At 63.8% G+C, this 23069-nt stretch carries 18 protein-coding genes; 10 read left to right on the forward strand and 8 right to left on the reverse strand.

What is annotated here, in order from left to right; all coding sequences use genetic code 11:
• Positions 1-9 precede the first annotated feature (9 nt).
• Complete coding sequence (locus RIE53_05550) at positions 10-1197, reverse strand: efflux RND transporter periplasmic adaptor subunit (protein MEQ9104142.1); 1188 nt, start codon at positions 1195-1197, stop codon at positions 10-12.
• 141 nt (positions 1198-1338) lie between these two features.
• Here RIE53_05550 and RIE53_05555 point away from each other — a divergent pair, with 141 nt between their 5' ends.
• From RIE53_05555 to RIE53_05570, 4 genes are all read left to right on the forward strand, one after another.
• Positions 1339-2016: a response regulator transcription factor gene (locus RIE53_05555; protein ID MEQ9104143.1), complete on the forward strand. Its 678-nt coding sequence runs from the start codon at positions 1339-1341 to the stop codon at positions 2014-2016.
• Entirely contained in the window at positions 2013-3467 is a 1455-nt protein-coding gene (locus RIE53_05560; GenBank protein ID MEQ9104144.1) for a HAMP domain-containing sensor histidine kinase, read from the forward strand. The genes RIE53_05555 and RIE53_05560 overlap by 4 nt, the downstream gene beginning before the upstream one ends.
• Positions 3464-3799 (forward strand): DinB family protein, encoded by a 336-nt coding sequence (locus RIE53_05565; GenBank protein ID MEQ9104145.1) that lies wholly within the window; start codon positions 3464-3466, stop codon positions 3797-3799. Before RIE53_05560 ends, RIE53_05565 begins: the two co-directional genes overlap by 4 nt.
• Positions 3800-3883: 84 nt before the next feature.
• The gene (locus RIE53_05570; protein MEQ9104146.1) at positions 3884-4360 is read left to right on the forward strand and encodes a DUF4399 domain-containing protein; all 477 of its coding nucleotides are present in this window, start codon (positions 3884-3886) and stop codon (positions 4358-4360) included.
• Between the two features lie 80 nt (positions 4361-4440).
• Here RIE53_05570 and RIE53_05575 read toward each other — a convergent pair whose 3' ends face one another.
• The 6 genes from RIE53_05575 to RIE53_05600 form a co-directional block, all read right to left on the reverse strand.
• Positions 4441-5670 (reverse strand): MFS transporter, encoded by a 1230-nt coding sequence (locus tag RIE53_05575; GenBank protein ID MEQ9104147.1) that lies wholly within the window; start codon positions 5668-5670, stop codon positions 4441-4443.
• Between the two features lie 33 nt (positions 5671-5703).
• Positions 5704-8808, reverse strand: coding sequence for a CusA/CzcA family heavy metal efflux RND transporter (locus RIE53_05580; protein ID MEQ9104148.1), 3105 nt, complete (start codon positions 8806-8808; stop codon positions 5704-5706).
• 8 nt (positions 8809-8816) lie between these two features.
• Positions 8817-9941 (reverse strand): efflux RND transporter periplasmic adaptor subunit, encoded by a 1125-nt coding sequence (locus RIE53_05585; GenBank protein ID MEQ9104149.1) that lies wholly within the window; start codon positions 9939-9941, stop codon positions 8817-8819.
• The gene (locus RIE53_05590) at positions 9938-11212 is read right to left on the reverse strand and encodes a TolC family protein (protein MEQ9104150.1); all 1275 of its coding nucleotides are present in this window, start codon (positions 11210-11212) and stop codon (positions 9938-9940) included. Before RIE53_05590 ends, RIE53_05585 begins: the two co-directional genes overlap by 4 nt.
• Before the next feature lie 101 nt (positions 11213-11313).
• Positions 11314-11733 carry a hypothetical protein gene (locus RIE53_05595; GenBank protein MEQ9104151.1) on the reverse strand — a complete coding sequence of 140 codons (420 nt, stop codon included), beginning with the start codon at positions 11731-11733 and terminating at the stop codon, positions 11314-11316.
• Positions 11734-11775: 42 nt separating this feature from the next.
• The gene (locus RIE53_05600; protein ID MEQ9104152.1) at positions 11776-12513 is read right to left on the reverse strand and encodes an SDR family NAD(P)-dependent oxidoreductase; all 738 of its coding nucleotides are present in this window, start codon (positions 12511-12513) and stop codon (positions 11776-11778) included.
• 259 nt (positions 12514-12772) lie between these two features.
• Between RIE53_05600 and RIE53_05605 the strand changes: the two genes are divergently transcribed.
• The 5 genes from RIE53_05605 to RIE53_05625 all read left to right on the forward strand — a co-directional run bounded on the left by RIE53_05605 (position 12773) and on the right by RIE53_05625 (position 21221).
• A complete protein-coding gene (locus tag RIE53_05605; GenBank protein ID MEQ9104153.1) occupies positions 12773-13456 on the forward strand; it encodes a hypothetical protein in 684 nt (227 codons plus the stop codon).
• Between the two features lie 63 nt (positions 13457-13519).
• A complete protein-coding gene (locus RIE53_05610; protein MEQ9104154.1) occupies positions 13520-15271 on the forward strand; it encodes a hypothetical protein in 1752 nt (583 codons plus the stop codon).
• Between the two features lie 198 nt (positions 15272-15469).
• Positions 15470-16708: a cysteate synthase gene (locus tag RIE53_05615; protein MEQ9104155.1), complete on the forward strand. Its 1239-nt coding sequence runs from the start codon at positions 15470-15472 to the stop codon at positions 16706-16708.
• Between the two features lie 96 nt (positions 16709-16804).
• Positions 16805-19183, forward strand: a complete 2379-nt coding sequence (locus RIE53_05620) for a choice-of-anchor B family protein (GenBank protein MEQ9104156.1) — start codon at positions 16805-16807, stop codon at positions 19181-19183.
• A gap of 37 nt (positions 19184-19220) precedes the next feature.
• The gene (locus RIE53_05625; protein ID MEQ9104157.1) at positions 19221-21221 is read left to right on the forward strand and encodes a tetratricopeptide repeat protein; all 2001 of its coding nucleotides are present in this window, start codon (positions 19221-19223) and stop codon (positions 21219-21221) included.
• On the opposite strand, the gene RIE53_05630 is transcribed toward RIE53_05625, so the two are convergent.
• Entirely contained in the window at positions 21191-21586 is a 396-nt protein-coding gene (locus RIE53_05630) for a hypothetical protein (protein ID MEQ9104158.1), read from the reverse strand. The two genes, RIE53_05625 and RIE53_05630, sit on opposite strands and share 31 nt — an antisense overlap.
• A gap of 62 nt (positions 21587-21648) precedes the next feature.
• Between RIE53_05630 and pyk the strand changes: the two genes are divergently transcribed.
• Positions 21649-23061 (forward strand): pyruvate kinase, encoded by a 1413-nt coding sequence (gene pyk / locus RIE53_05635; GenBank protein ID MEQ9104159.1) that lies wholly within the window; start codon positions 21649-21651, stop codon positions 23059-23061.
• Positions 23062-23069 lie beyond the last annotated feature (8 nt).

Genomic DNA, 23069 nt, shown 5'->3' on the forward strand with positions numbered 1-23069 from the left:
TGGTGGCCGTTATTCCGCGTATTCGGTGTAGCGATCCAGGGCCTTCAGGCTGAAGACCTGGCTGGTAGCGATGACATCGCCCGGCATCAACCCTCCGGCGACGATGACTTCAGCCTGGCCGGTGCGCTCCACCCGGATGGACCGCCGTTCCCAGGTGAGGTCGTCCACGCGCACATAGACAATGGCGTCGGCGCCGTTGTAGACCACCGCCGAGGTCGGAATGGAAATCACAGGCATGGTGGATTGCGTACGGACCTGGAGCCGGACCGTCTGTCCGGGCAACGGCCACGGCCCGGTCAGGTCCACCAGGATATTCAGGACGAGGGCTTTGCTCTCGGCATCGACAACGGGATTGACCGTGCCGATGGTCGCGTCCAGGCGCTGTCCGCTCCCGCCTCGTTCCGGAACGACCACCACCGGATCGCCCGGCCGCAGCGATGCAGCATCATCCGGCGATGCAAAACCCTTGATAAGGACACGCGTCGGATCCACGATCGTCATCAATTCCTGGTAGGATGTGACGGACTGGCCGAGGTCAATCAGATGGCGGTCCACCCGACCCGAAAGCGGGGAGCGGAGGGGCAGGAGCGGCCGGTCGCCCAGGTTCGGGATGTCGTCGGATCCGATTCCCAGGGTGAGCAGTCGGGCGCTCGACGCCCGGGTGGCGGCACGGGCACGGTCCAGGTCGGCACGGGCCTTGTCCAGCGCTTGCTCCGGACTGATTTTCTTCTCCACGAGGGTCGTGAGCCGCTCAACCTGCCGCTGGGCATAGGTTTCGTCGGCCTGGGCCTGGAGGTAGTCCGCCACGAGATTGGCAAACTCGAGACTTTCGAGTTCAAGCAGGACCTGGCCGGGACGTACCGATTCTCCCTCATGCGCGTACAGGGCAGCGACGCGTCCGCCTATGGGCGCGGACACCTGCGCCATCTGTTCGGGCGCGGCCTGGACCTCGCCCGGGATGGAAAGATCATAATGGATGACGGCCGCGGACACGACGCTGGTCTCCGTTTGCAGCTCCTGGGCCTGTTGAGGCGTGAGTGTAACCAGGCGCCGCTCGGTGGCCACCCCCGGATTTTCCTGGAGGGAGGGCGGTGTGGCCACGGAGCCGTCGGGATCGGGAAGCAGGCGTTCGACCGGCGTGTCCCGGCATGCCGTGACACTCAGCGAAAGCAGCAGAAGGGGAAGAAGGCGTTTCATGGGATCTGTTGGATGATGCGACGGTAAATTCGCTTGAGGCCGCGCCCGCATCATTAACCGTTCATTAGTGCTTGGTTAGAGATCCATGAGAACGGTGGGGCCCGGACCCCGAATGTCCCGGACGACCCGTATGATGGAGCCATGAAACTGCTGCTGGTGGAAGACGAAGCCGACATTGCTGCATTCGTGCGGCAGGGTCTGTCAGAGGAAGGATTCGACGTGACCTGGCTTCCCGACGGGGAACAGGCATTGGAATGGCTCTCATCCAATCATGCCGATATCCTGTTGCTGGACATCCGGTTGCCGGGAATGGACGGCGTGGAAGCGTGTCGGCGTATCCGGGAAACCCGGGTGAAGCTGCCCATCATCATGCTGACGGCACTGGATGCGGTGGAGGACCGGGTCCGGGGTTTGCGGGCCGGTGCGGACGACTATGTCCCCAAGCCGTTCGCATTCGAGGAACTCGTGGCCCGGATTGAAGCGCTCATGCGCCGCGTTGGAAACCACGCCCATGACCAACGGCTGACCGATGGTCCATTGGTCCTGGAAGCCGATGCCCACCAATGCACGTGTCACGGTCGCCCAGTGGAATTGACGGTCAAGGAGTTTGCATTGCTGTCCTATTTCATGGAGAACAGGGGACGGGCCCTGAGCCGTGACGAGATCCATCGCGACGTATGGGGGCACGATTTCGACCGGGGCACGAACCTCATTGACGTGTATGTGGCCTACGTCCGGAGCAAGCTCAGCGAGGTGGATTGCCCGGCCCATATTGAAACCATCCGGGGTGTCGGATACCGATACGTGGCATCGACATGACGCGACCGCCGACATTCCGGAAACGGTTGGTCTGGACGACGTCCGCCTTCCTGGCCCTGGCGCTCTTCCTGCTGGTCGTCGGCATCTGGTTGGGGGCATATGGCTGGTTGAACAGCGTGGCCCGCCTGGCGCTCCAGCAGGAAATCCAGGAAGTCCAGGAGTCCATCGTGTCTGCGGAGGGGACCCTGGCGGCGGACCGGTACAACTGGAATGAACCCCATCACCTGTACAGCGGTCGCCATGTCGACCCGTTCTACCTTCAGGTATTCGATGCCGGTGGCCGATTGGTGCGCCAATCGGAAAACATCAGTCCGTTCCCACCAGGGGAATTTCCGGCGCATTTGATGGCCGGGGCGACCGGTCAGGACGGGTGGTTCGAACCGCTGCGGACCTTCCGGATCGGGGAGATGACCCTGTACTATGCGGTGGTGCCCGTACTGAATGCGGCCGGCGAACGCATTGGCAGTATCCAATTGTCGCGCGAGGACCCGGGCCTGCGGGTATTGTACGGTCGCCTGGCTGCTACCCTGCTGGCCGGGCTTGTCATGACGTTGATGTTGTTGTCGTTCCTGGTCTGGTGGGTGGCTGGCCGGGTCCTTCGACCGCTGGAGTCCATTACACGTGCGGCCGACACACTGTCTCCGGCGCATCTGGAAAAACGCATTCCGGTTCCCCCGGAGGCCGATCTTGAAACAACCCGCTTGGCGGGCACGCTGAACGCTTTGCTGGACCGACTGGAAACCGCTTTCGAGGATACGCGGCGATTCACGTCCAGCGCCGCACATGAATTGCGGACACCGCTCACCGTCATCCAGGGGCATGTGGATGTGGCGTTGCGCCAGGAGCGTTCGCCGGAAGCCTACCGGGATACCCTCGGATTGGTACGACGGAAGGTCGGACACCTGGTATCCATGGTGGCCGGGCTGCTGTCGTTGGCGCGCCTGGACAGCGGAGCGGTGGACGTGGATCGCGATCCCGTGGATATCACGCGCGTGGTGAAGGACATGGCGGCCGCGCTCAAACCCCGTGCGGTGGCCAAAGGGCTGGATTTCCGTCTGAGCGTGCCGGAGGACGCCGTGCATGTTGATGGACAGGACGATCTGCTCCAGCACGTCGTAACGAACCTCGTCGACAATGCCGTGAAATTCACCCGGGATGGCCGGGTAACCGCGAATCTGACCCGGGAAGGGGAGTGGGCTGTCCTGACCGTCTCCGATACCGGCATGGGCATGTCCCCCGATGTGGTGGCCCACGCCACGGACCGCTTCTTCCGCGCCCGGACGGTCCATGCGGCCGGTATAGAAGGCAGCGGCCTGGGATTGGCCGTGGCCAGCGAACTCGTCCGCTGGCACCGGGGTACCATGGATATCGACTCGGATGGGCATTCCGGAACGACCGTCCGGGTACGACTGCCCCTCAGTCCGTCTGTCGAACCCGTGCACACATCATGACCTTGAACCTCAAGAATCGCATCCGGAACCTGGTCCGGCATCAGACCGACGCCGACCTGGAAACCGAGATCCTTCGTCTCGCCGAATCCTACCGTCGGTATTGCGATGGATTGAACGACGAACACCTGTCGTCCGACTGTACGTATACCAATTCGGCCGGCGCCTCCTTTTCCACCCCCGTTGCGGATGTCCTGCTGCATGTATTCATGCACGGCATGTATCACCGGGGACGCATCAATCTGCTCATCCGGCAGGCGGGCGGGGATCCTGCACCGGCCGACTACATCGCATTCGTCCGGGGTGCCGCGGCGGCCACGCATCCGACCCGATAATGGGGAGCTTGGCCAGGGCACCCTACCCGATTTCATGCGTTAGCGCTCCTTCATCGGAAACCTCGCACATCCACCACTACCCCCATGCTCCGTCATTCGTTGTCGGCGATCGTCCTGATTGCCGGTCTCGCCGCCTGCACGCCCGCTGAAGAGCCGGCCGCACCTGCCTCCGACCAAGCCGCGGCACCTGCCCCGGCACCCGGTCCCACGCCGTCCGCCGAGGGCGCCATGAGCTACATCATCAGTCCGGAAGACGGTACCGTCGTTTCCGGTCCGGTAACGGTCCGGTTCGGGTTGAAAGGCATGGGGGTGGCGCCGGCCGGTGTCCAGGTCCCCAACACCGGACATCACCACCTCATGGTCGATGTCGCCGACATGCCGGACTTGAGCGCCCCACTGCCTGCCGACGCGAATCATATCCACTTCGGAGCCGGCCAGACAGAAACCGTCCTGGATTTGCCGCCGGGAGAACACACGCTGCAACTCATCCTGGGCGATTTCGCGCACACGCCGCACGATCCGCCGGTCGTGTCGGAGCGGGTGACCATTACCGTTCAGTAGCCTGCGGCCTTAGGCTCTGGGCGCAGCGTGAACAGTTCCAAAATGTAACCTGTGAGGTTACATTTCAATCGGATGGGTTCTCAGACCCCGATTTTGCGCGTTTCGGTCATGGAAATCCGCGCCACGACGCCTGAAAGGGCGGTGAGCGCGGCAATGGCCATCATGGCGGTCATCAGGCTGAACAGGTCGGCGAGGACGCCTGCCAGCAGGGCGCCGACCACGTAACCACCATCGCGCCAGAGCCGGTACACGCCCACGGACGTGGCCCGCCACGTCGGATGGGCGACGTCCCCGATGGTTGCCAACAGGGTCGGATACACGGCGGCCGTTCCCGCGCCCAACAGGACCATGGACGCCGCGAGCACGCGGATATCCGTACCGGCCGCCAGGATGAAAATCCCGAGAGCCTGAAGCAGCATGCCGCCCACGATCAAGGGGCGCCGTCCCACGCGGTCGCTCCATGCACCGGTCAGGAGCTGCCCGAAGCCCCATACGGCCGGGTAGAGCGCGGCCAGGAAGCCGATCTGCGCGACGGAAAGCCCCAACGACGCGTAGTAAAGCGGAAACAGTCCCCACGCCAGGCCATCGTTCAGGTTGTTCACCATACCGGCCTGGCTGACGCCGAACAGCGTCCGGTTCTTCCAACTCGTCAGGAGCAGGATGCGCGAGAACGACGCATCTTCAGGCGACGGGGCTGCGTGCTCAGCCGCTCGGGCTTCGAGTTGGGCGTGAGCCAACGTATCGCGAACGAAAAACAGGGAGAGCAGGAGGCCGAAGACGGCAATCACCAGGCCCAGGAAGAACGGTTCGGGGCGGAGGCCCCACGTGGAGGCGATATATCCGGACGCGAAGGCGGCGGCGGAAACGGCGACGTATCCGGCGGCCTCGTTCAGGCCCATGGCGAGTCCGCGTTGCTTCGGGCCGACCAGGTCGATTTTCATGATGACCGTGGCCGACCACGCGAGGCCCTGGTTCATCCCCAGGAGCACGTTGGCGAACACGATCCACGTCCAGGTCGGAGCCCACATGATGAGGAGTGGGACGGGCAGCCCGATGAGCCAGCCCCAGACGAGCACCCGTTTACGGCCGAACCGGTCGCTCCAGCGACCGGCCATGAGGTTGGCAAGTGCCTTCGCAAGGCCGAAACTCGCAATGAAACTGAGCACCGCCGTGCGCGAGGCCAGCCCGAATTCGTCTTCGGCCAGCAGCGGCAGCACGGCCCGTTCCAGGCCCACCATGGCGCCCACGAACGCGTTCACGACCACCAAAAGTGTGAACTGACCGGCGTTTTCCCTGAGTCCGAGTTTCATGAGGTCCAGGCGTGGATATGCACCCCAAGGTACTTACTGGCTCGGTCGGTCGGTACGCTGGACAAGCACATACATGGCCGGCAGCACCATGAGCGTGAGGATGGTCGCGCTAACGAGGCCGCCCACCATGGGCGCGGCAATCCGCTGCATGACTTCGGCACCCGTCCCCGTCCCGAACATGATGGGCAACAGGGCCAACAAGGTGGTGATGACGGTCATGAGGAGCGGGCGGATGCGCAGCACGGAGCCTTCTTCGACGGCCGCGCGGACCTCGGCGCGGGTGGTCAGGAGCCCGTCCGTCCGATGCCGCTCGACGGCTTCACGGATGTACACGAGCATGACCACCCCGGTCTCCACGGCCAGACCGGCCACGGCAATGAATCCGACCGCCACGGCAATGCTCAGGTCATACTGGAGCAAGGCGAGCAGCCAGACCCCGCCCACGACCGCGAAGGGCAACGTCAGCATGATCATGGCCACGTGGGACAATCGCTTCAGGTGGATGAAGAGCAGCAGGAAAATGATGAGCAGCGTCAGCGGGACAATCACCTTCAATCGGTCATTGGCGCGCTCCATGTATTCGAACTGTCCGCTCCACGCCAGGGAGTAGCCCGCCGGAAGGTCCAGGTCCCGGGCTATTACGTCGCGCGCACGGGCCACGAAACTTCCGACATCCTGGCCCGGCTCGAGATCCACCAGTACCCACGCGTTCGGGCGGGCATTCTCGCTCTTGATCATGGCGGGCCCGTCGGTCAGGGAGATGGTGGCGAGCTGGCCCAGCGGCACCTGGGCGCCGGAAGGCGTGGGGACCAGCACCCGACCCAGGGATTCCGGGTCCTCCCGGAGGGACTGTGCGTATCGGATGTTGACCGGATGCCGCTCCAGGCCTTCCACGGTACTGGTGATGTTCATTCCGCCCACGGCCATGGATACGGTATTCAGGACCTGGCCGGTGGTCAGCCCGTATCGACCCGCTTCGAACCGGTCGACGTCGATATCCAGGTAGGTGCCACCCATGGTGCGGTCGGCCACCACGCTGCGGGCGCCGGCCAGCGGTCGCAGGAGCTCTTCGACCTCACCACCCAGCCGCTCCAGTTCCCGCAGGTCCGCTCCGGCGATCTTGATGCCGATGGGCGTCTTGATGCCGGTGGCCAACATGTCCGTCCGGGTCTTGATGGGCATGGTCCACATGTTCGTGAGACCGGGAATCCGGATGGCGGCATCCAGCGCCTGAACGAGGCTGTCCTGGGTCACGCCGGGCCGCCATTGGTCGCGAGGTTTCAGGATGATGGTGGTCTCGAACATGGACAGGGGAGCCGGATCCGTGGCCGTTCCGGCCCGACCGGCCTTCCCGAATACGGAGGCTACCTCGGGAAAACTCTTGATGATGCGATCCGTCTCCTGAAGCAATTCCTTCGCCTTCTGCGGCGTGACACCCGGCAGCGTGGAGGGCATGTACAGCAGGTCGCCTTCATTGAGTGCCGGCATGAATTCCGATCCGAGACGCGAATACGGCACGATGGTCAGCGCCAGGAGGAGGCCGGCCACCATCAGGACGGACTTGGGAAAGCGGATGGCCACGCGAACCACCGGCCGGAAGGCAGCCAACAGCACCCGCGACACCGGATTGTCGGTTTCAGTCCGGATGCGCCCCCGGATGAGGAACGCCATGAGTGCCGGGACGAGCGTGACGGCCAACAGGGCGGCCGACGCCATGGCGAACGTCTTGGTCCACGCCAGCGGCCCGAAAAGACGACCCTCCACCTGCTCGAGTGTGAAGACCGGCATGAAGGAAACGGTGATGACGATGAGCGAGAAGAACAGGCTGGGCCCGACCTCCACCGCCGCGTCACGGATGGCCTTCAGGCGTTCAGCGCCTGGTTTTTCAAGGTGTTTGTGCGCATTCTCGACCATGACGAGCGCGGCATCGACCATGACTCCGATGGCGATGGCAATACCGCCGAGGCTCATGATGTTGGCGTTCATGCCCATGAGCCGCATGGCCAACAGCGCCATCAGGATGCCCACGGGTACCGTCACGACGGCCACGAACGCGCTCCGCACGTGCAGCAGGAACAGCAGCACGATGAGCGCCACGACGGCCAGTTCCTGCCAGAGTTTGAGTTGGAGGGTATGCACGGCCTCCCGGATGAGCCGGGAGCGGTCATATTCGACCTGGACGGTAACACCTGCGGGCAACCCCGGCGTGATTTCCGCCAGTCGGGTTTTCACCCGCTCGATGACGTCCAGGGCATTCCCCCCGTAGCGCATGATGACGATCCCGCCGACTACCTCGCCCTCGCCATTGCTCTCGGCTATTCCGCGCCGGAGCTCCGGACCTTCCCGGACCAGAGCCACGTCGCCGATGGTCACCCGGCCTCCCCGGCTGGAGACCAGCGGAATGCTCCGGATATCATCCAGACCACGGATATAGCCCCGACCCCGCACCATGAACTCCCGCTCGCCGAGCTCGACAATGCGTCCGCCGACGTCCCGGTTGCTGTCCATGAGCCGCATGGCCACGTGCTCCGTGGAAATGCCGTACGCCGCCAGGCGCTGGGGGTCCAGCACGACCTGGTACTGTTTTCGGAATCCACCGATGGCCGCCACCTCGGCGACGCCCTCCACCGCCTGCAACTCGTACGACAGGAAGAAGTCCTGGACGGCCCGGAGGTCCGACAGGTCGTGGGTGCCGGTGGTATCCCGCAGGCTGTACTGGAAGACCCATCCGACCCCGGTCGCATCGGGCCCGATGGTGGGCCGTACGCCGTCGGGGAGTGTCCCCGAGACCTGGCTCAGATACTCCAGGACGCGGCTCCGGGCCCAGTACAGGTCCGTGCCATCCTCGAAGATGATGTACACGTAGCTGCTGCCGAACATGGAATAGCCCCGCACCGTGTGCGCGAACGGCACGGACAGCATGGCCGAGGCCAGCGGATACGTGACCTGGTCCTCCACAATGCGGGGATCCTGCCCGAGGTAGTCGGTCTTGATGATGACCTGTACGTCAGACAGGTCGGGGATGGCGTCGACAGGCGTGTTCAGCGTGGCCCAGATGCCCAGGGCGCTGACCATGAGCGCCACGAGGACGACCAGGGTCCGGTTTTCAATCGATTTTTCCAGGAGATACGTCAGCATTGGCAGGCCTACATGTCGTGACCGGCCATCGCCTGCATGGCGCTGCCCAGTCGGGTTTCCGAATCGATCAGGAATTGAGCGCTGACGACCACCGACTCGCCGCCCGAGAGCCCTTCAAGGACCCGTGTGAGCCCATCCGATGCCTCGCCCGTCCGAACGGCCACCGGACGGAAACGTCCGTCGCCCTCGGCCAGGATGACCATTTCATGTTGCCCGTCACGCACGATGGCTTCGCTGGGCACCAGGGGGCCGGCCGGTGTCGGCTGGCCTTCCAGGGTGACCGTAGCGAACATGCCGGGTTTGAACGGCGCATGATGCCCGCCCGAGAGCACGATCCGCGCGCGTGCCGCGCGCAGGGGTTCGTTCAACATGTGGTAGACGTAGTTGATTTCGCCCATCAGGTGGGTACCCGGATCGTAGGGGAGTTCCACGTGCGCCTTCGTGCCGATCCCGACCCAGGGCAGGTCCTGCTCGTGCACATCCACAATCAGCCAGGTCCGGGAGATGTCCACGATATCCATGAGGCGGTCGCCCGCGCGCACAAATGCGCCCTCGGTCACCTTCTTGCGCATGATTTCGCCGTCCGACGGAGCGTAGAATGGCACGGCACGCATGGGTACGCCGGAGGACTCGACCCGGGCGATAACGCTTTCCGGAATGTCCCAGAGGCGCAGACGCTGGCGGGCCGCCTCGGCCAGACGCTCGTCCACTTTGATGGCCGTCAGCAGATCTTCCTGGGTGGCCAGGACTTCCGGGCTGTACAGGTCGAACAGGTGATCTCCTGCCAGGACCTTCTTGCCGTCGAAGTCGGCCTCCAGGTGTTCAACGAATCCCGAGACTTTCGGGGAAATGGTCCGCTCGGCTTGTTCGTCCATAACGAAGTGCCCCGTTGTGCGGATGCGTCGCGTGAGGGGCGCGACTTCGACGATGGCCGTCCGCACACCGGTCTGTTGGATGGTCCGTGCGTCGAGGATGACCACACCCGAATCCATGTCCATGCCGGCGTGTGCGGAGTGATCCACTTCGTCCTGGGCCGTGCCGGCCGGCTCCTGACCGCAGGCGGACAACAGCAGGGCCGCCCACACGACGAGTGACAAGGGGGATTTCAGGATGGAGGCAATGTTCATGATCATGATCCGGAATGGGCGGCGACGGCGCGATCGTAGTGCGCACGCGTCTGGGTGAAACGGGCACGGGCATCCACCAACTGGACCTGCAGGCGATACAGCATCCGTTCGGATTCCAGGGCCTGGAGGAGGGAGATGCGTCCGGCGATGTAGGCGCTCTGTGCGGTGTCGCGGGCCAGGACGGCGCGGGGCAACAGGGTGTCTTCCAGCAACCGGATTTGCCGCTCCTGGGCGTCCAGTCGCTCGGCGAGGGACCGGACGTCGGTCACGAGGGCCGTTTCGAGCGCGCGGATGCGCTCGTCTACTTCGGCGAGCGCCAGCTGCGCGCGCTCCTGTGGGGCGCGGCGCGCCGCGCCCCACAGCGGGATGCTTATGCCGGCGCGGACAGCAAAGGCGTCCCGGCCGTCTCCGCGGGCCATGACCGGGTCCTCCGAGACGGCAACCCAGTCGAATCCGACCATGAAGTCGGGGCGCGCGCCGAGGCGGGATAAATCGACCTGCAGCCGACGTTCCTCGGCCTGCGTTTCCAGGGCGAGTACGGCCGGATGGCGGGAAGGGATGAGGTCCGTTCGTGGCGCATCGGTCGGACGCGGCGCAAGGGAGTCGGGCAGCATGAGCGACGGACGGTCTGCCAGCCGGGCCAGCCGCCGACGCGCATCGATTTCTTCTTCATGGAGCCGTTCGATCTGGATGTCCAGGGCCTGGGATTCAAGCTGGATTCCCAGGAGCGGGGCCATGGCCTCCGATCCGACCTCGTACCGGACGATGGCCGCCTGCTCGAAGGTCGCCAGGGCGCGCTGGAATTCGCGGGCGTGCCGGATGAGGGTTTGCGCCCGCCACGCGTCGTCCCAAGAGACCTGCACATCCCGAATGATGTCGAGGGCTTTCAGCAGCGTCTCGAGGTCCATCCGGTCGGCGTCCAGGTGTACGGATTGCGCGCGAAGACTCCGGATGCCGGGCCAGGGCACATCCTGCATGAGCGATACGCGGGTCCGCTGGGCACCCCGCGCGGTCAGGATGGGGGATGCGAACCAGGCCATGTCCAGGCGGGGCTCGGGCAGGGCACGGGCCCGGGGGGCGAGGGCACGTGCGGCGTCGGCGGACAGACCGGCCGCAGCCAGATCGGGGTGGTTGGCCAGCGCCTGTTCAATGAGCGCGTCCGGCGTTGATATCTGGGTCGAATGGGGTGTTTGGGCGCGGGAGGTCCCGGGCATGAGCCCAAGGGCGACGGTCAATGTGATCAGCGCAAGAGCGAGGCCGCGCGGAAGAACAATCATGGACGTTTCTGATGGGGCGCATCAATGCGCCGTGATCGACGGGGACAGGGCAGAAGGGTGCCTGGCCGGGTGGACCCGACCGGGTGCAGATCCGTCGGCGATCAGTTCAGGAACGTGGAGAAGACAATCCGTGTGGGTACCGGCCACGGATGCGGAGTGCATCGGGGGTCGGAATGGGGGGGCGGGGTCAAGGAACGGGCCATCATCGGAGAGATGACGACCAGTGACGGGGCCCGATCGACGCGCGGAACCGCGGTCGTGGATGCCGGTGCAGGTGGCAAACCATCCACAATACAACAGGCTTCGAGTCCGGTCTCCAGGGGAGGACAGGGGGCGTCACGGGGCGGCATGTCCTGGTGGGCGTCGCGGGAAGTGTTGTGTTCGCCGTGATCGGTCACCGGAATGGTGGCGTGGTGACCCAGGACCGGAATGGCCAACGGCAGTACCATCATCAGCGCGAATGCACAGGCCGCAAGCCGGTGCAATGCCGATGGTTTTCCGTATAGCCACGTCGCGTTCATGGTGGACACAAACGCCCCTCCGCCCGATAGTTTCCCGGATGCTTACCTGGCCAGATAACCGCCGTCGACCGGGAAGTAGGATCCGGTGATGAAGGATGCCTTGGGCGAGCAAAGGAACAGCGTCAACTCGGCGACTTCGGAGGGTCGTCCCAGTCGACCGATGGGATGCATTCCGATGAGTGCGGCCCGGGTGGCTTCGTCTTCCTCCATCGCGTGGATCATGGGCGTGCTGATGAACGCGGGACCAATGGCGTTGACGCGGATGTTGTCGGCCGCGTGGTCCAGGGCAGCGGCTTTCGTGAGTCCCACGACGCCGTGCTTGGCGGCCACGTACGCCGGAGCACCGGCAAACCCCACATGTCCAAGGATGGAAGCAACGTTCACGATGGATCCGCCGCCATTCTTCCGGAGAGCCGGTATGCCGTACTTCATCCCGTAGAACACGCCGTTCAGGTTCACGGCGAGCACGCGGTCCCATTCCTCAAGCGGATAGTCGGCCGTAGGTGCCAATGTGCCCCCGATGCCAGCGTTGTTGACCAGGTAATCCAAGGTTCCGAAGTGCCGCATGGCGACATCGATCATGTTCTTGCAATCCTCGGGATTCGAGACGTCGGCGTGGACGTAAACGGCCTCACCTCCAGCCTGGCGGATGGCTTCGGCCGCCTGTTCACCGGCTTCGTCGTGGACATCGGCGAGCGTGACCCGGATGTCTTCCTGTGCGAAGTGCTGTGCAATGCTGAGTCCGATTCCTGAGGAGGCTCCGGTTACGAGGGCTGACATGGTGGTCTCCGTTTGGGTTTCTGCTTTCCGATTCCACGTTGCGATTCTGTGGACCCGTGGCAATGGCAGGATACATTCCGGCGGGTCCAGGGACTGTCGGGGAAGTCCCCATCTTCCGTGTAGGGCAGGCTCAAAGGGCGCAGTCCACGTACCCGGTCACGGATATATTTTTGTAGGGCAATTGCCGATACGACTTTCATGTTGCAGCCTCTTGGGGTATCAGGTATCTTGCCAGCAATCATCCAATCCACTTCCGATCATGCGTAAAACATCCCTTATCACGCTTGCAGCTGCGTTTTTGCTGCTCATCCAACCCACCGGAGCCCAGGACCTGGGTGTCGCGCTCCGTGTAGGGACATTGGGCCCGGGAGTGGACGTTTCGTACTCCGTATCTCCCAAGTTCAATGTCCGGGGCGGTGCCGCGTACTTCTCCACCACCTTCGACGAAACGCTGGACGATGAGGATATCGACCTGGCGCTCACGGGAGATGCCACCATCGGTGCGATCTCTTTCATGGCCGATTTCCACCCGTTCGAGAACAGCTTCCGTCTGTCGGCCGGCCTCAACATGAACCTGTTTGAGGGTTCGGCAGATGGCCGTTCGCTTTCACCCTATTGCTTCGGGGATGAAGATGCCCAGGGCAACTGCCTGGACAAGGAGTTCTCCGCAGAGAAGGTGGGGACGTTCGGAGCCAAGGTATCCTATCCGAGTGCATTCCAGCCCTATGCCGGCATTGGCTTCGGCAACATGGCGCGTGGGCAGTCCCGCGTGACCTTCATGATGGATCTCGGTGTCATCTACGCGGGGAAGCCTGAACTGGAACTGTCCGCCACCGGATTGCTCGCTCCGACCGCCACGGAGAATGAGGCCCGCCTGAACGAAGGCATTGAAAGCTTCGTCCTGTACCCCGTCTTCTCCCTGGGAATCGGATTCCGGCTGTAGGGCATTCTCGTGCCCCGAGCCACTCCATCCTGTTCCATGCCCCAATCAAATTTCCGTACTGAGATGAAAACCACCATCCGTTCCTGGACCCTGCTGTTTGCCGCACTGCTGCTGTGGTCCGGCTGCGATTTCCAGGCTGCCGAAGACGCCTTCGATGACTTTGACCTCGTCATCGGCCTCGAGCCCATCAATACCGTGGTCAACGGAATTGTCACTGACAATTCGAACGATGACCTTGTTGCCGCCACGCTCACCTTCACCGGGGATGATGCCTCGGTGTTGATCGACGCCTATTCCGATCCTGTATCCGAAATCGATGCCGAAAGCGGTGTTGTCACGTTCGGCATCCAGAACAGCGTAGTGCCCTCGGCCGCGAACCCGGTCGAGTTCACGGTGACGGCGTCCGCACCCGGATACTTCACCACGTCCAAGACCGTGAGCATCACGGAGCCCGGTGACGCGGAAGTCCGCATTTCTTTGACGCGCGACAACCCGACGGCGGTCGTGCAGGGAACGAGCTCCACGCAGAGTTCGGCCGTGCAGACCACGTCCACGGGTACCGTAGCGCAAACTACCACCGTGCAAACGACCGCTGCCCCCCAGGCTCAGACGACAGCTACCGTTGCCATGACCGTCCAGGCCGGGACGCGCCCGTTGACGAAGGCAGGCGTTGCGCTGGGAAATGACATTACAACGGCCCTTCGCGCATTCGACTCGGCCCGTGGATTGCAGTCGTTGCCGTCTGCCGCCCGAACCAATACGGATGGCGCCCAGCCGCTCATCCTGGGTGCGACCTACTTCAAGATGGCGGACGGTGCCGGCAACGTGGCCGTCACGTTCGACCGGGCACCCGGCAAGACGTTCGGCAAGCAGGCCACGGCCTGTGAAGACGGCGGTGGCACGGGTCTCGTGATTTCAACAACCCAGGCGGAAATCCTGGCGCTGTTGGCGCTGAATCCCGGTCTCCTGATTGATGTCTATGCCTTTACGCCCGCAGACGGGACAACCGCGCTCCTGGGCCAGAACCTGCCGGTTACCGTAGCCGGTGCCGAGGCATCGGTCGAACTGTGCATGGGCGGTACCAATGCCAACATCGATCCATCCGGAATCGGCAACCCCACAGAGGGCATCATCTACCGTCTGTCGTTCGGTGCGGGTGCCGTGCTGTCCGGCAGCATGGGACACATGCTGACCATCCAGAATCCGGCCACGTCGGGCACGAGCGTGGATCTGGCCTTGACGTACGCAGGGGGCACGCAGACCAATGCGACCACTGTTCCCTCAGGTACTACGACCCGGTCACTCGCCTCGTGGTTGGGTGACGCCGGAACGAAGCTCTTCCTGGAAGGCGGGACGTTCACGCTGACCGCCCGGTTGGCCACGGGTGATGTGGTTACGCATTCGGTTTCGCCGAGCCCGCTCTCCGGCTCGTCCCAGATGGCATTGCCGTCGGTATCGACCCTTCGGACCTACGCCGTGGTGGCTTCCCTCCAGTGCGCCAACCCGACCAGCCAGAAGTTCGATGTCCGGGTGACAGACGAGAGTCTGGACGCGGTGACGGCCATGTACCGGGTCGCGGGTTCAGGGGCGTCCTGGAACGTCATCAACAAGGCGTCCATCACCTCCAAGACGGCTACCGATGCAGCGGTCAGTATTGCCGGATCGCTCAGCCTGCTGCCGAACACGACGTACCGCTTCAAGGGCGTGCTCGGTGACAACTCGGCCGACGCCACGGCCACCACGCCGGGCTCCGGTTCGAACTTCAATATTGCATTGGATCCGGACGACGTGGGATTGACCTGCAAGTCCCGCTGAGGCCCTGAGCACAGACTGCCACGAAGGGGGGCGGGCCGTGAGGCCCGCCCCCTTTTTTTTGGGCCACTCGGATTGACGTGTCCGGTCGGAAAATCGGGAAAAGTGGGCTGACCGGGCTTGGCGGCGTGCCGTATCTTCCGTTCGTTCACCCATGCACTGTCGGGACCGGACGGGTCCCGACCCGAAACGGCACGCCCCATGCCCAAATACCAACTGCATTGCCTTGGAACCGAGGACCGGATTGAGGACGCCTATACCGTCCGGTATCATGACACGGCGCTTCTGCGCACGGAATACGATACGTCATCGCTGACGCCCCGGGACGAGCCCGGGCTGTGGCGGTGGGTGGATTGGTTGCCCGTGTCGATGCGGGGTAGCCAGACGGCGGGGTCCATCTGCTACCGGAGCCAGGGGTTGGCCGATGCGCTCGGGCTCGCCAACCTGTGGATATCGTTCCATGGCTTCTGGCCGGAGCGTGCGGCGGACTGCCCGACCACCACGTTCAAGGACATGGAGGCGGTGACGACGCTCCAGCGATTGCGGGACCACGACGTTCCCGGACTCATCTGCGCATCGGCCGGCAACACGGCCCGGGCCTTTGCCCACTTCGGTGGACTGGACGCGTATCCCATCCTGCTCGTCGTCGCCGAAAAGCATCTGGGCCGGCTGTGGGTTCCGAAGGGGCACCCCGTGGACTCCGTATCCATCATCGGAATCAAGGACGGGGATTACAACGACGCCATCGAGGTCACGAGCCGCATCCTGGAAGTAGGCGGATGGCGCCGGGAGGGCGGCGTGCACAACGTGGCCCGTCGGGACGGCATCGGATCGCTCATCCTGACGGCCACGGAAGCCATCGGACAATTGCCGACGCACTATTTCCAGGGCGTGGGCGGCGGACCGGGGCCGATCGGGGTCCACGAGATGGCCCTGCGCGCCATTGAAGCCGGATTCGCGGATGGTCCGGTGCCTCAGATCCATCTCTCGCAGAACGATACCTTCAGCCCCATCCACGACGCATGGAAGGCCGGAAATCGGACCCTGGAACGCATTCCGGACACCATCCATCCGCGCGTGTTTTCGGACTACCTGGTAAACCGGGCCCCGGCCTATGCGGTGACAGGCGGGTTGTTCGATATGCTGACCGAGTCGCAGGGGGACACGTGGGCGGTGTCCTACGAGGAGGCCGCCGTGGCGTCGCAGTTGTTCGAGGCGACGGAGGGTATTGATGTGATGTCACCGGCAGCCGTTGCCCTGGCCTCGCTCCAACAGGCCATTACGACCGGGCGCGTCGGGCGGGACGAGGTGATCCTGCTGAACGTATCGGGCGGGGGACAGCGGCGCTACCGGGACGAGGTGCCGACAGAGGTCATACCGCCCGTCGGCATCGTTTCCAAGGATGAGGCCGTCCTGCTGGGGCGGGAAATCGTTCGGTGATGCCCGGCAGGGGAGTTCCAGGGCAGGGTTGCAGCGATGCGCGTATGGCAATAGATTGGGACGGCACATTCAATCCTCCACCAGAACCCGCCTGCCATGTCTTTTCGCCCCGCTTTTTGCCGTTTCCTGACCGCTACCGGGATCCTTCCGGGTCTCGCGCTCCTTTTCCTGCTCGTCCAACCGGTAGCGGCCCAACAGTTCGGCGGCGTCGTGGCGCTCGCCGGCGACCAGGTGGTGGCCTCCCACTCCGGAACGACCGCTGTGCCCGGCGTGGTGGTGGTCTATTCGAAATCCGATGAGGGGGCATGGACCGAGTCCGCGCGCCTGCACGCAGGAACGGCCGACGGTTCCGAGGATGGATTCGGTCAGGCCGTGGCCTCCGATGGCGAGACCCTGGTGGTCGGCGCTCCGGACGAAGGTGCCGTCTATGTTTTCACGAAGGATGCGTCGGGTGCCTGGGCTCAGCAACAGCGACTGGTTGCACCCGCGGGTGGCTTCGGCAAGGCGGTCGCCGTGCATGATCACATGATTGTTGTGGGCGCCGACAACGCGGCCCACGGATTCCACCGGACCGACGACGGTAACTGGGTATCGGTCGGCGAACTCCGCGCCGAGCGGATGGGCGAGCCCCGTCCCGATGATCTCGGCCAGGAAGCAGCCGCATTCGGTAGCGCGGTTTCCGTCGAGGGCATGCGGGCGCTGGTCGGCGCTCCGGCCACCGACAGCGGCGCCGGACAGGCCTTTGCGTTCTCGTTCGCGGACGGTGCCTGGCACGCGGCCGGAACCCTGGACATGCCGGCGGCCGGCGAGCAGGCGGCGGTCGGCTCGGCGGTGCTTGTACATCACGGATACGCACTGGTGGGTGCCCCGGGATATGAGGGCAGGACGGGCGCCGTGGGCGTGTTCTCCTGGGATGCCGACCGGTCCCGATACGATTTTGTCCGCCGATTGGCCCCACCGGTAGCGTCCGGGAACGAGGGCTTCGGCGCATCGATTGCCTATGCAGGCCACGCGTTCTACGTGGGGGCGCCGACGACCGCCCGCGCAGCGGGCGCCGTGCACGTGTTCCGCACGTCGAATCACATGCAGGACTGGGTGCACGGGGGCACGTTGCCGGCCCAGTTGCAGGAGCGTAATCTGTTGGGTGTCCAGCTGGCCGTGGCCGGCAACGTGGCCGTCGTCGGCGCCCCCCTCTACGACAACGGGGAAGGTGCTGCCGTGATCTACGAGTCCTCCGATGACGGTGCCTGGGCGCAGTCGGCGGTCGTCTGGCCGGAAATGGAAGGAGGCTACGCGTCCATTACCGGCTCGGGCATGAGCGCATGTGAGGACGGGGCCGTGGACGTTTGGGGGTGTGAGGGCGTGGACATGATGTCCTTCCTGACCGTGGCCGACATCGGCGGTGCGCGCGGGACGCGCACGAATGACATCTGGGGCTGGACCGATCCCGAAACGGGTCGGGAATACGCCCTGGTCGGTCGCACCGATGGTATGGCTTTCGTGGACGTTACGGACCCCTACAACCCGATCTACCTCGGCAACATGGACCGGACCGACGGCGCACCACCCTCCGTATGGCGCGACATGAAGGTGTACAAGGACCACGTGTACGTCGTGGCGGACGGCGCCGGGGAGCACGGCATGCAGGTCTTCGATCTGGCCCGGCTGCGCAATGTCCCGAATCCGCCGGTGGAATTCGAGCCGGACGTGCTGTACGACGGCATTGCCAGCTCACACAACATTGTCATCAATGAAGAAACCGGGTTCGCGTACGCCGTCGGCAACCGGATGGGTGGTGAGACGTGCGGTGGCGGACTGCACATGATTGACATCAATGACCCGAAGAACCCGACATTTGCGGGTTGTTTTGCCCATGAGGGCACGGGCCGCAGCGGTACGGGCACGACGCACGACGCGCAGTGTGTGGTCTACCGAGGCCCCGATGCCGACCACGCCGGCAAGGAAATCTGCCTCGGGTCCAACGAAACCGCCCTTTCCATTGCGGACGTATCGGACAAGTCCGCTCCGGCCGTGATCTCGGTCGCGACGTATCCGTCCATCGCCTACACCCACCAGGGCTGGCTCACGGAGGATCAGCGCTTCTTCTTCATCAACGATGAGGGCGACGAACCCCAGGGACTGGTGGAAGGGACCCGGACGCTGATCTTCGACCTCCAGGACCTGGACGACCCCATCCTGGTCGGAGAGCATATCTCAACGGAGAAGAACACGGACCACAACCTGTATGTGCGCGGCAACCTGATGTACCAGTCGAACTACCAGTCCGGCCTGCGCATTTTCGACGTGTCCGACCCGGAAGCCCCGGTCGAGATCGCCTTTTTTGACACCGTTCCCAACGATGCCACGGGCGGCGGCTCCTGGAGCAACTACCCCTACTTTGAAAGTGGTACTATCGTCGTCACGTCCGGCAGGGAAGGATTGTTCATGCTGAAGAAGCGGGAGGTGGACCTTTAGGGTGCAACGATCTGAGCCTGTCAACGGGCGGAAATCCATGTTTGTGGGACTTGCACTGACGCTGGTGCTGGTGCTGTCCGCCTGCACGCCTGCCGGTGACGGGCCAGGGGGCGCTGCGTCCGACCCGTCCGCAACCGGTGAACCGGCGTTCCGGAATTGGGTGGAGACGGCCGAGTATGTGGGTCGCGAAACCTGTGGAACCTGTCACCAGGCCCAGTTTGACACGTTCGTACGCTCCCAGATGGGCCGCTCCTGGAAGCACGCCACACGTGCGCTTTCGGATGCCGACTGGGACAACACGCCCGTCCTGCGCGACGAATACGCCGACCTTTATTTCCAGCCGTTTGCCCGGGGTGAAGACCTGTTCGTGCGGGAATTCCGCCTGAGCGGTACCGATACGACGCACCTGCGTGTTGAACAGATCGATTTCATTGCCGGATCGGGGCACCATACCAACTCGCACATCTACGAGCGGGGCGGCTACCTGTACCAGATTCCCGTCACGTGGTATACACAGGACAGGAAATGGGGACTGGCCCCCAAATTCCAGGGAGGCAACAACTACCGGTTCAGCCGGGTGATCACGGACGAGTGCATGGCCTGCCACAATGCGCCTCCGTCGTTCGTGGAGGGTTCCGAGAACCGGTTCGTGTCTGTACCGTCCGGCATAGGATGCGAGAACTGCCACGGTCCCGGGTCCATTCACGTGGAGGAGAAACGCGCCGGTATCATGGTGAATACGGCCGTGGAGATGGACAATTCCATCGTGAATCCGGCGAAGCTCTCTCCAGAACGCCAACTCGATCTATGCTCCCGATGCCACATGCAGGGCGTGGCCGTGTTCGAAGAAGGGGAGTCCCCCTTGGACTGGCGGCCCGGACAGGTCCTGGCGGCGCACGAAAACGTCTACTGGCCCCGTCAGCCCGACTCGGTATCCACCTTCATCATGGCGTCGCATCCGGACCGGTTGGCCATGAGCGCGTGTTTCCAGGCTTCATGGGCGGAAGGTGGCGATTCAGGCGCATCATCCGGCATGGAACCCATGACCTGCCTGACGTGCCACGATCCGCATGTGCCCATCGAGGAAATGCCGAAGCGGCACTACGATACCGTATGTCAGTCCTGCCACGCCGGCCCGACGGCGGTCACCACCGGATGCACGGAGCCGTCGGTCCTCAGCGGTGCCAATACGGCCACGTGTTCCTCGTGCCACATGCCGCCCTCCGGCACGTCCGATATTCCCTTCGTGAAGGTCACCGACCATTTCATCAGGGTACAGGAACCGGGAACGCGACGGGGGCAGGCCTTGTCGGAAGAGGAGTCCGCCAGGCAGCAGGCCTTCATCCGGCTGGCCAGCCTGATCCAGGACCAGCCTTCGCACCGCAACGTCGCGGACGGTTTCCTGACCTACTACGAACAGTTCACGGACCGGCCCGGCATGTTGGACTCCGCAGCCGTGCGACTGCAGAAGGCCCGGGCTCTCAACCCGGAGGATGACCTCACGGCGTCCTGGATCCGTCTGTGGCACTTGCAGGAGGACTATGCCGCCATCGTGCGGTACACGGCCGGTACCGGATTCCGCCCGCCCGAGGACGCGTGGACGGCCTATCGTATTGGTGAGGCCTACCAACACACCGGCCGGATGGACGAAGCCGTCACCTGGTTCGAGCGGGCCGTCTCCCATGGCCGGGATCACCTTCGGTTCTCGGACAAATTGGCCGTGGCCTGGACGCAGGTCGGCCGGGCCGCCGAGGCCGTGGCGCTCTATGACCGCCTGCTGTCGGCGCAGGACCGGTTCGAGACCGGATTCAACAATCGCGGTTTCGCCTACCTGGTGCTCGGAGATTTCGCTGCCGCCGAGGCCGATTTCCGTCGTGCCATTTCCATCGACCCGGACCTGGAGGAGGCCCTCGCCAACCTCGCATCGCTGCTCTACAACACCGGTCGTGTGGCCGAGTCCCGTCCGTACGTGCAGCGGCTCCTGCGTTTGAACCCTTCGAATCCGGATTATATCGGATTCTGGGATGCCGTGAAGTAGTGCCCTTTCAGCCGCTGGGAATCGGGCAGGTGCCGGACGTGCCGGTCCGATGCGAGGAAGGCGAACATGTCGTCGAGTGCGTGGGCCAGGTCACTCATGGGGCATCGGACGGAGAAACTGTACCGCCGCTCTTCGTCCAGGAAAGCCGTAATGCGCATCATCCGGAGGATATCCCGATCCACGCGCAGCGTCAGTTCATCGTACACGAATACGTGGATGGACTTTCCGGGCTCAGGAAAGCCGTCAGGGCCTGCCGCCTCGGAATCGGCCTGCAGAATCGCTTGGGCCAACGAGCGGGTATCGGGAGGCTCGGGCGGTGTATAGGGTACACTTGCCGCCTTTCTATTTCGTAACCAGCGGAACATGGCAGTCCCGAACGTTATTCCGATCTTCTGGATCCAACCCACACCCACCACCCGCATCCTCCATGGAACGTAGAACCAAGATTGTCTGCACACTCGGACCCGCCACGGATTCCGAGGACATGATCCGGAAACTCATCCGGGCCGGGATGGACGTGGCCCGTCTGAACTTTTCCCACGGGACCCACGATTACCACCGCATGCTGATTGAGCGGGTGCGTGCGGCATCGGCTGCGGAGGGGAAGCCCGTGGCCATCCTGCAGGATCTGCAGGGCCCGAAATTGCGGGTCGGCCTCGTCCGTGATGGCAGAATCGAATTGGAAGCAGGGGCAACCATCCGCCTGACCCCCGATGAACTCGAGGAGAGTACGCCCGACGTCCTGCATGTGTCGTACCCGACCCTGGCAGACGACCTGGAAGTGGGCGGGGAAATCCTGATTGATGATGGAAGCCTGGAACTGCGGGTGACGGCCAAGGAAGGCCGGGATATCGTGGCGGAGGTCATTGTAGGCGGTCCGCTGAGTTCCCGCAAGGGAGTCAATCTTCCCAATATCCGTACGTCGACACCGGCCCTTACGGAAAAGGATCTGGCCGATCTCGAATTCGGCCTGGAGATGGAAGTGGATATCATGGCGCTTTCCTTTGTCCGTGAGGCATCGGATGTCCGGCAACTGGTGGATCGGATCAAGGAAAAGGGCAGCAATGTGTTCGTCATCGCCAAGATCGAGAAACCGGAAGCCGTGGTCTGTATAGATGAGATCCTGTCCGTGGCAGACGGCATCATGGTGGCCCGCGGCGATCTGGGGATCGAAATGCGGCTATCGAAGGTGCCGGGCGCCCAGAAATCCATCATCCGGAAGTGCCTTGCGGCGGCCAAGCCCGTGATTACAGCGACCCAGATGTTGGAGAGCATGATCGACCATCCGCGACCGACGCGGGCGGAAGTATCGGACGTCGCCAACGCCGTGCTGGACGGATCGGACGCCGTCATGCTGTCGGGCGAGACCGCCATGGGCGAGTGGCCGGTCAAGGCGGTCGAGGTCATGCACAATGTCATCCGGGAGGCGGAGCGGACGTTCCTGGAACTGCACCCCCTCGATCCGACCGGCGACAACGTGGACGTAACCGAGGCCGTATCCCGGACCGCCTACTGGCTGGCGGCCAAGACCGGGGCAAAGGCCATTGCGTGCCTCACGGCATCGGGCACGACGGCCCGCGCCATCGCCCGCCATCGTCCCCACGTACCGGTTTACGCCTTCACGGACGACCGGCGCATCCTGGGGCAATTGGCGCTCTCCTGGGGAACAAAGGCTTTTTTCATTCCTTTCCAATACGACACCGATCGGGGGTTGACACTGGTCCACGACATGCTCCGCTCCCAGGGGTTGGCCGGGGATGGTGATCAGGTGGTCATGACGGCAGGCATGCCGCTGCCGGCCAAGGGACGCACGAACATGGTTCACGTTAGCACATTATGACGCAACGG

The organism is Rhodothermales bacterium (assembly GCA_040221055.1).
In the GTDB taxonomy this organism is placed as follows: Bacteria; Bacteroidota; Rhodothermia; order Rhodothermales; family UBA10348; genus 1-14-0-65-60-17.